This is a genomic window from Bacteroides sp. AM41-16 (assembly GCF_003603495.1).
Lineage (GTDB): Bacteria > Bacteroidota > Bacteroidia > Bacteroidales > Bacteroidaceae > Bacteroides > Bacteroides uniformis.
In genome coordinates, this window is sequence record NZ_QTNE01000022.1 from 41,957 (window position 1) to 51,111 (window position 9,155).

16 protein-coding genes are annotated in these 9,155 nt (G+C 42.2%); all 16 read right to left on the reverse strand.

From position 1 onward, the window contains the following. Positions 1-4: 4 nt before the first annotated feature. Entirely contained in the window at positions 5-562 is a 558-nt protein-coding gene (gene rplE / locus DW896_RS17255) for a 50S ribosomal protein L5 (RefSeq protein ID WP_005825698.1), read from the reverse strand. Continuing rightward, positions 562-882 (reverse strand): 50S ribosomal protein L24, encoded by a 321-nt coding sequence (rplX, locus tag DW896_RS17260; RefSeq protein WP_005825699.1) that lies wholly within the window; start codon positions 880-882, stop codon positions 562-564. Before rplX ends, rplE begins: the two co-directional genes overlap by 1 nt. 20 nt (positions 883-902) lie before the next feature. Beyond that, a complete protein-coding gene (rplN, locus tag DW896_RS17265) occupies positions 903-1,268 on the reverse strand; it encodes a 50S ribosomal protein L14 (RefSeq protein ID WP_005825700.1) in 366 nt (121 codons plus the stop codon). Between the two features lie 2 nt (positions 1,269-1,270). Beyond that, entirely contained in the window at positions 1,271-1,540 is a 270-nt protein-coding gene (gene rpsQ, locus DW896_RS17270) for a 30S ribosomal protein S17 (protein WP_005825701.1), read from the reverse strand. Continuing rightward, entirely contained in the window at positions 1,537-1,734 is a 198-nt protein-coding gene (gene rpmC, locus DW896_RS17275; RefSeq protein WP_005825702.1) for a 50S ribosomal protein L29, read from the reverse strand. Before rpmC ends, rpsQ begins: the two co-directional genes overlap by 4 nt. A gap of 5 nt (positions 1,735-1,739) precedes the next feature. Beyond that, on the reverse strand, positions 1,740-2,174 hold the full coding sequence (gene rplP, locus DW896_RS17280) for a 50S ribosomal protein L16 (RefSeq protein ID WP_004291234.1): 435 nt from the start codon (positions 2,172-2,174) through the stop codon (positions 1,740-1,742). Positions 2,175-2,195: 21 nt separating this feature from the next. Then, complete coding sequence (rpsC, locus tag DW896_RS17285) at positions 2,196-2,927, reverse strand: 30S ribosomal protein S3 (protein WP_004291235.1); 732 nt, start codon at positions 2,925-2,927, stop codon at positions 2,196-2,198. Positions 2,928-2,932: 5 nt separating this feature from the next. Then, on the reverse strand, positions 2,933-3,343 hold the full coding sequence (rplV, locus tag DW896_RS17290) for a 50S ribosomal protein L22 (RefSeq protein ID WP_004291236.1): 411 nt from the start codon (positions 3,341-3,343) through the stop codon (positions 2,933-2,935). 36 nt (positions 3,344-3,379) lie between these two features. Beyond that, the gene (gene rpsS, locus DW896_RS17295) at positions 3,380-3,649 is read right to left on the reverse strand and encodes a 30S ribosomal protein S19 (RefSeq protein WP_002558070.1); all 270 of its coding nucleotides are present in this window, start codon (positions 3,647-3,649) and stop codon (positions 3,380-3,382) included. 20 nt (positions 3,650-3,669) lie between these two features. After that, entirely contained in the window at positions 3,670-4,494 is an 825-nt protein-coding gene (gene rplB / locus DW896_RS17300; RefSeq protein WP_005825705.1) for a 50S ribosomal protein L2, read from the reverse strand. 5 nt (positions 4,495-4,499) lie between these two features. Beyond that, positions 4,500-4,793 carry a 50S ribosomal protein L23 gene (rplW, locus tag DW896_RS17305; RefSeq protein ID WP_005825706.1) on the reverse strand — a complete coding sequence of 98 codons (294 nt, stop codon included), beginning with the start codon at positions 4,791-4,793 and terminating at the stop codon, positions 4,500-4,502. A gap of 16 nt (positions 4,794-4,809) precedes the next feature. Further along, complete coding sequence (rplD, locus tag DW896_RS17310; protein ID WP_009037302.1) at positions 4,810-5,436, reverse strand: 50S ribosomal protein L4; 627 nt, start codon at positions 5,434-5,436, stop codon at positions 4,810-4,812. Next, on the reverse strand, positions 5,436-6,053 hold the full coding sequence (rplC, locus tag DW896_RS17315) for a 50S ribosomal protein L3 (RefSeq protein ID WP_005825708.1): 618 nt from the start codon (positions 6,051-6,053) through the stop codon (positions 5,436-5,438). The genes rplD and rplC overlap by 1 nt, the downstream gene beginning before the upstream one ends. Positions 6,054-6,072: 19 nt before the next feature. Beyond that, positions 6,073-6,378 carry a 30S ribosomal protein S10 gene (gene rpsJ / locus DW896_RS17320; RefSeq protein ID WP_004291244.1) on the reverse strand — a complete coding sequence of 102 codons (306 nt, stop codon included), beginning with the start codon at positions 6,376-6,378 and terminating at the stop codon, positions 6,073-6,075. An 87-nt stretch (positions 6,379-6,465) separates the two neighbouring features. Next, positions 6,466-8,583, reverse strand: a complete 2,118-nt coding sequence (gene fusA / locus DW896_RS17325) for an elongation factor G (RefSeq protein ID WP_005833549.1) — start codon at positions 8,581-8,583, stop codon at positions 6,466-6,468. A 58-nt stretch (positions 8,584-8,641) separates the two neighbouring features. Next, positions 8,642-9,118: a 30S ribosomal protein S7 gene (rpsG, locus tag DW896_RS17330; protein ID WP_005825710.1), complete on the reverse strand. Its 477-nt coding sequence runs from the start codon at positions 9,116-9,118 to the stop codon at positions 8,642-8,644. Between the last annotated feature and the right edge of the window lie 37 nt (positions 9,119-9,155).

Sequence of the window (9,155 nt, forward strand, 5' to 3'; positions counted from 1 at the left end):
ATTATCAATCTTTTTTAGCGTTTTTAAACGGTAAACCGAATTCTTTCAACAAGGCATACCCTTCTTCATCTGTTTGCGCAGAGGTTACAAAGGTAATATTCATTCCGAGAATTCTAGTAATACTATCGATATTAATTTCAGGGAAAATGATTTGTTCCTGAATACCAAGGGTATAGTTACCCTTACCATCGAACTTACTTTCAATACCCTTGAAGTCGCGGATACGAGGCAGAGCTACACGAACCAACTTTTCAAGGAATTCGTACATTCTCTCACGACGCAAAGTTACCATAACGCCAATCGGCATTTTCTTACGCAACTTAAAGTTTGCAATATCCTTACGAGAAATGGTTGCCACGGCTTTCTGGCCAGTGATAGTAGTCATTTCATTAATTGCCACTTCAATAATCTTCTTGTCGGCAACAGCCATACCCAGACCCTGATTGATAACAATCTTCTTAAGTACGGGTATCTGCATAGAAGAAGAATACTGGAACTGTGATTTCAATGCAGGCGCAATACGCTCTGCATATTCTTTCTTAAGGCTAGCAGTATTACTCATTACTTAATCTCCTCTCCTGATTTTTTAGAATAACGCACTAAAGTGCCTTCAGCACTTACTTTTCTACCAACACGCGTTGCTTTGCCAGTCTTTGGATCAACGGGGTTCAAGTTTGACAAGTGGATAGAAGCTTCTTGCTTCACAATACCACCTTGCGGGTTCTTAGCATTCGGTTTTGTGCTCTTAGACACCATGTTGATACCTTCAACGATTGCGCGGTTTTTATCAACAAGAACCTTCAATACACGACCAGTCTTACCCTTGTCTTCACCGGAGTTTACATAAACTGTATCGCCTTTTTTAATATGTAATTTACTCATTACTCAAATCTTTTACAATATTAAAGTACTTCAGGAGCGAGTGACACAACTTTCATGTTAGTAGCACGAAGTTCACGAGCTACCGGACCGAAAATACGACTACCTCTAATTTCACCTGCATTGTTCAACAACACGCAAGCATTATCATCAAAACGTATGTAAGAGCCATCAGCACGACGGATTTCTTTCTTAGTACGTACGATCAAAGCTTTAGACACTGCACCTTTTTTAATATCACTTGAAGGGATAACGCTCTTAACAGAAACGACAATCACGTCCCCTACTGAAGCATAGCGACGACCTGTACCACCCAAAACGCGGATACAGAGAGCCTCTTTTGCCCCACTATTATCACATACTGTAAGTCTGGATTCTACTTGTATCATAATTACTTAGCTCTTTCAATTATTTCTACCAATCTCCATCTCTTAGTCTTGCTCAAAGGACGAGTTTCCATGATGTGTACAGTATCGCCGATATTGCACTCATTCTTTTCATCATGAGCATGGTACTTCTTCGTCTTGCTAACGAACTTACCATATATGGGGTGTTTCTCCTTAAACTTAGCTGCTACTGTAATGGTCTTATCCATCTTGTTGCTCAGCACAACCCCAGTTCTTTCTTTTCTTAAATTTCTTGCTTCCATCAAGCTCATCATTTATTGTTAAGTTCTCTTTGGCGTAATTCAGTCTTCATACGCGCAATAGTCCTGCGTAATTGTTTGATCTGAGCAGGATTATCCAAAGGAGAAATAGAATGATTTAAAATCACTTGGTTGTAATTAGCTACTTCTGCTTCAACTCTTTCTACCAAGTCACTGGTAGGCATCTCTTTAATTTCTGCTGTTTTCATACTTCTTACGCATTTTGATTTTGAATATCATAATCACGTCTAACCACAAACTTAGTTGTGATAGGAAGCTTCTGTGCAGCCAAGCGCAAAGCTTCTTTAGCGATTTCATAAGATACTCCTTCGGCTTCGATAATAATTCTACCCGGTGTAACAGGCGCTACGAATCCTTCCGGCGCACCCTTACCCTTACCCATACGCACATCAGCAGGCTTTCTGGTGATAGGTTTGTCGGGGAAAATACGAATCCAAATCTGTCCTTGACGTTGCATATATCTTGTCACTGCAATACGCGCAGCTTCAATCTGACGGCCTGTAATCCATTTCGTTTCCAAGGCCTTAATACCAAAAGATCCGAAAGCCAACTGGTTTCCTCTTTGGGCATTACCCTTTTGACGGCCTTTTTGTTGTCTTCTGAATTTTGTTTTTTTCGGTTGTAACATAATTCCTAAAAATCAAATTCGTTAGCGATTATTTTTCTTTCTTTTGAAGTTCTTTCCGCCATTGTTTCCGCTATTGCTTCCACGACCACTTTCCTTGCTTTGCGTAAAGTTCGGAGCCAACTCCTTCTTACCATAAACTTCACCTCTACAAATCCAAACTTTAATGCCGAGAAGACCAACCTTAGTCAATGCTTCTGCATGACAATAGTCGATATCTGCTCTGAAAGTGTGCAACGGAGTTCTTCCTTCCTTATACATTTCAGAACGGGCCATTTCTGCACCATTCAAACGTCCTGAAATCTGAATCTTGATACCTTCCGCACCCATACGCATTGTATTGGCAATAGCCATCTTGATGGCACGACGGTAGGCTATTTTGCCTTCAACCTGACGGGCAATGTTGTTAGCCACGATAACAGCATCCAACTCTGGTCTCTTAACTTCGAAGATATTAATCTGAATATCCTTATCAGTAACCTTCTTCAACTCCTCTTTCAACTTGTCAACTTCTTGGCCACCTTTGCCGATAATGATACCCGGACGTGCAGTACAAACGGTAATAGTCACGAGTTTCAGTGTACGTTCAATTACAATTCTTGACACACTAGCCTTTGCCAGACGAGCGTTCAAATATTTACGAATCTTGCTATCTTCCAGCAGAGAATCGCCGTAATTCTTTCCACCATACCAATTGGAATCCCATCCTCTGATAATTCCTAAACGGTTGCTTATTGGATTAACTTTTTGTCCCATTTACCTTAATTTTGATCTTCGTTATTACTTTTAGAACCAACGAACAACGTTACGTGGTTTGAACGTTTACGAATTCTGTAACCTCTACCCTGCGGAGCCGGTCTCATTCTTTTGAGTGTAGCACCACCATCAACAAAAATCTTGGTTACGAACAGCTCGCCACTTTCAGCTTTACGTTCGTTTTTCTGCTCCCAGTTAGCAATTGCAGAGCGCAGCAACTTTTCCACTCTTGCGGCAGCCTCTTTTGAAGAGAACTTCAAAACGCCGAGTGCTCTGTTCACCTCCATCCCGCGAATCATGTCAGCCACGAGACGCATTTTACGGGGGGAAGTAGGAACATTTTGCAATTTCGCAAAATACATGGTCTTAAGGGCTTCTTTTCTTTTTTCAGCCGATATTTTTTTTCTTGCTCCCATTATATTATTACTTTATTATTTCAGATAAATCCTGTTTTATTTTTTCTTGTTACCAGCGTGTCCTCTGAAAGTACGAGTTGGAGCAAATTCGCCCAACTTGTGTCCTACCATATTTTCGGTAACATAAACAGGAATAAATTTATTTCCGTTGTGAACTGCAACAGTATGGCCTACGAAATCAGGCGAAATCATTGAAGCTCTGGCCCAGGTCTTAACTACCACTTTCTTGCCCGATTCATTCATGGCAAGCACTTTCTTCTCAAGCTTAACGTTAATATACGGACCTTTTTTTAATGAACGACTCATAATTTACTCAATTAATCAGATTACTTCTTTCTTCTCTCAATAATATACTTAGACGATTGTTTCTTCGGAGCTCTTGTCTTAAGACCCTTAGCGTACAATCCCTTACGAGATCTCGGGTGTCCTCCTGAAGCACGTCCTTCACCACCACCCATCGGGTGATCAACCGGGTTCATAACAACACCACGGTTACGCGGACGACGTCCTAACCAACGAGAACGTCCAGCTTTACCTGAACTTTCCAATCCATGATCTGAGTTACCTACACTACCAATAGTAGCCTTACAAGTACTGAGGATCTGACGAACCTCACCTGAAGGCAACTTGATAACGCAGTACTTACCTTCTCTAGAAGTCAACTGAGCGAAGTTACCAGCCGAGCGAACCAAGGCAGCGCCTTGTCCCGGACGTAATTCGATGTTGTGAATTACAGTACCGACCGGAATATTCTGAAGCGGAAGTGCGTTTCCGATTTCCGGAGCGGCAGTCTCACCTGACATCAAAGTCGTACCAACTTGCAATCCATTGGGAGCAATAATATATCTTTTTTCTCCATCTGCATAAAACAACAAAGCGATACGAGCCGAACGATTCGGATCGTATTCAATTGTTTTAACCACTGCAGGCACACCGTCTTTATTTCTCTTGAAATCTACGATACGAATAATCTTCTTACTACCGCCACCGATGTAGCGCATAGTCATCTTACCTTCGTTGTTACGACCACCTGAAGATTTCTTACCAAATACAAGAGACTTTTCTGGTACCCGTGCAGTAATCTCTTCGTAAGTACCAATAATTTTATGTCTTTGCCCCGGTGTTGTGGGCTTAAATTTACGTACTGCCATTTTTATTAAATATTGCTATAAAAATCAATAGTATCTCCTTCTTTCAACGTAACGATAGCCTTCTTGAACGCATTCGTACGTCCGTTGATGATACCGGCACGAGTATAGCGGCTCTTGTTTTTGCCGGCATACTTCATTGTATTCACATCAACTACTGTAACGTTGTAAAGGGCTTCAACTTCCTTCTTAATTTCCAGTTTATTAGCTTCAGGACGCACGATAAAGCCGAAACGATTATTCGTCTTATCAGTAATTGCAGTCATCTTCTCTGTCACTAACGGTTTAATAATAATTCCCATTATTTAAGCCTCCTTTTTACATTAAGATATTGTCGATAGCAGAAAGTGCACTTTCAGCAAACACAACGACCCCAGCGTCCAATACTCTGTAAGTATTTAACCCTGAGATAGTCTGCACATTAGCACCCTTCACATTACGAGCCGACAAATATACGTTTTTATTTGCTTCTGGTAAAATCACAAGCAGCTTTTTGTCAGAAACTTTAAGATTTTTTGTCATTACAACAAAATCTTTAGTCTTCGGAGCTTCAAAAGAGAAGTCTTCTACTACTACAACTGCGTTGTTCTGAGCCTTGTATGACAAAGCTGACTTACGAGCCAGAGCCTTTACTTTTTTGTTTAATTTGAAGTAGTAATCTCTCGGTTTCGGACCGAATACGCGTCCACCACCAACAAGTACCGGTGAGTTCATGTCACCACGACGTGCACCACCACCACCTTTCTGGCGACCGATTTTACGAGTAGAACCACTGATTTCGCTTCTTTCCTTTGACTTGTGTGTACCCTGACGCTGGTTAGCCATAAACTGTTTAACATCCAAGTAGATAGCGTGGTCGTTGGGCTCAATTCCGAAGATAGACTCGTTTAACGTAATCTTTCTCCCAGTGTCTTCACCTTTAATGTTATATACGTTAACTTCCATTATTTCTCAATTATTACGATTGAACCTTTGCAACCAGGAACAGATCCCTTAATCAAAAGAAGATTGTGCTCCGCGATTACCTTTAATACCTGCAGGTTTTGAACAGTTACTCTGTCGCCACCAAGCTGTCCGCCCATGCGCATTCCTTTGAATACTTTTGCAGGGTAAGAACAAGCACCGATAGAACCCGGCTTACGAGCGCGGTTGTGCTGACCGTGAGTAGTCTGGCCTACACCACCAAAACCATGGCGTTTTACTACACCCTGGAAACCTTTACCCTTAGAAGTACCTACAACGTCAACAAAAGTTGCGTCATTGAACAGTTCTACGGTAACAGTGTCACCCAGATTCAACTCTGTTTCAAATTCTTTGAACTCAGCCAAGTGTTTCTTGGGAGTTACTCCAGCTTTCTTAAAGTGCCCCATCAAAGGCTTTGTAGTGTGCTTCTCCTTCTTGTCCTGGAAGCCCAGCTGAACAGCTTCATAACCGTCCTTTTCTACAGTTTTCACTTGAGTAACAACACAAGGACCTGCTTCGATAACAGTGCATGGTACATTCTTACCCTCGGCACTGAAAACGGATGTCATTCCGATTTTTTTTCCTAATAATCCTGGCATTTCACTTAATTTTTAATACTTACACTTTGATTTCTACTTCCACACCACTCGGCAACTCCAACTTCATCAGAGCATCTACTGTCTTAGCTGTTGAGCTATAGATGTCAATCAGTCTCTTGTAAGAAGAGAGTTCGAATTGTTCACGCGACTTCTTGTTAACGAAAGTCGAACGGTTCACGGTAAAGATACGCTTGTGCGTAGGAAGAGGAATCGGACCGCTAACGATGGCGCCCGTTGTCTTCACCGTTCTTACAATCTTCTCAGCTGACTTGTCAACCAAGTTGTGGTCGTAAGATTTCAGTTTGATTCTAATTTTTTGACTCATTACTGTCTTTAATTATTAAATAGTTATATAAGATGAAGTTCCGCAGGCTAAGAGTCATTCGCTAGCCTACGGGACTTCAAGTTTTTTTTAGATTAAGTCAGCACGACCTTTTACTTCCTCCAATACTGCCTTGGCAATAGAGTTGGAAACCTGGGCGTGGTGAGAGTATACCATTGAAGAGGTTGCACGACCAGAAGTGATGGTACGCAATGCTGTTACGTAACCGAACATTTCTGCCAGCGGAACCATTGCCTTCACGATACGTGCACCGGAACGGCTGGATTCCATACCTTCCACCTGGCCACGACGCTTGTTCAAGTCACCGATAACGTCACCCATGTTCTCTTCCGGAGTAACAACTTCCAGCTTCATGATAGGCTCCATCAGCACCGGACCTGCCTTAGCACAAGCATTCTTATATGCCTGGATAGCACAGATTTCGAATGACAACTGGTCAGAGTCAACCGGGTGGAAAGAACCGTCAATCAAGGTTACTTTCAGTGAATCCAACGGATAACCTGCCAACACACCATTCTTCATGGCAGTAGTGAAGCCCTTCTGTACAGACGGGATAAATTCCTTAGGAATGTTACCACCCTTCACTTCGTCGACGAATTGCAATCCGCCTTCCTTGAAGTCTTCATCAACCGGGCCGATGTTCACGATAATATCAGCGAACTTACCACGACCACCGGACTGCTTCTTGTAAACTTCACGCAAGTTGACTGTCTTAGTGATAGCTTCCTTATAGTTAACTTGAGGCTTACCTTGGTTACATTCAACCTTGAACTCACGTTTCAGACGGTCGATGATAATATCCAAGTGAAGCTCACCCATACCAGAGATAACTGTCTGACCAGTCTGTTCGTCAGTCTTAACTGTAAACGTCGGATCTTCTTCAGCCAGCTTAGCCAAGCCATTTGACAGTTTATCCATATCCTTCTGAGTCTTAGGCTCAACTGCGATACCAATTACCGGTTCCGGGAAGTCCATAGACTCCAATACAATCGGTGCAGTTTCGTCACACAATGTATCACCAGTATGTATATCCTTGAAACCTACGCCAGCACCAATATCACCAGCACCGATAACTTCTACCGGATTCTGCTTGTTTGAGTGCATCTGGAACAGACGGGATACGCGCTCCTTCTTCCTTGAACGGGAATTATAAATATAAGAACCCGCTTCAATTTTTCCTGAATAAACACGGAAGAAAGTCAGACGACCGACATACGGGTCAGTAGCAATCTTAAATGCCAAAGCAGATGTTTTTTCATCATCATCCGGCTTACGATCTTCCTCCAAACCAGTATCAGGATTAGTTCCTATGATATTCGGAGTATCCAACGGAGAAGGCAAGAATGCACAAACATAGTCAAGCAAAGTCTGTACACCTTTGTTCTTGAATGAAGATCCACACAGCATCGGAACAACAGCCATCTGTACTGTTGCGTTACGAAGAGCTCTCAAAACCTCTTCTTCTGTAATAGTAGAAGGATCATCGAAATATTTCTCCATCAAGGCATCGTCAAACTCAGCTACTTTTTCAAGCATCTTATCTCTCCATTCATTGGCTTCGTCTACTAAATTGGCAGGAATTTCCTCCACCGTATAGTCAGCCCCCATTGTCTCATCATGCCAATAGATAGCTTTCATTTTAATAAGGTCAACCAACCCCTTGAAAGTTTCTTCAGCGCCAATAGGGATAACGATAGGACATGGATTAGCACCCAAAACGTCCTTCATTTGGCGAACTACTTCGAAGAAGTCTGCACCGGAACGGTCCATTTTATTAACATAACCGATACGTGGCACATTGTACTTGTCTGCTTGACGCCAAACTGTTTCAGATTGCGGTTCAACGCCACCAACTGCACAATAAGCAGCGACAGCACCGTCCAACACACGTAAAGAGCGTTCTACCTCAGCAGTAAAGTCCACGTGTCCCGGAGTATCAATCAAATTGATTTTATAAGTATTACCGGCATATTTCCAACGAGTGGTGGTAGCGGCAGAAGTGATAGTGATACCACGCTCCTGCTCTTGCTCCATCCAGTCCATTGTAGCGGCACCATCGTGTACCTCACCGATTTTATGGGTCAAACCCGTGTAAAACAAAATACGTTCAGAGGTCGTTGTCTTTCCGGCATCGATGTGGGCCATGATACCGATATTACGTGTCAAATGTAAATCATGCTTTGCCATTTTCTAATTCCCTTACTTTAAGTTTTTTAATCTTCTAATTGGTTAGTCTCTTATAGCATTAGAATCTGAAATGAGCAAACGCACGGTTAGCTTCTGCCATTCTGTGCATATCTTCTTTACGTTTGTAAGCGCCGCCCTGTTCATTGAAAGCATCCATGATTTCAGCAGCCAACTTATCAGCCATTGATTTACCGCCACGCTTACGTGCAAAGATAATCAAGTTCTTCATTGAAATTGACTCTTTACGGTCAGCACGGATTTCTGTAGGGACTTGGAAAGTAGCACCACCCACACGGCGAGATTTAACTTCCACCTGAGGAGTCACATTATCCAGAGCTTTTTTCCAAATTTCAAGAGCGGATTTCTCTTCGTTCTGCATTTTGTTCTTCACTGTTTCCAACGCAGCATAGAAGATTTCATAAGAAGTATTCTTCTTTCCATCGTACATCAAGTGATTCACGAACTTGGAAACTTTTACATCATTGAACACGGGATCCGGAAGGATAACGCGTTTTTTTGGTTTTGCTTTTCTCATTTGTCTGAAAGAATAATGTTTTTCGTTCTTGGTTGTT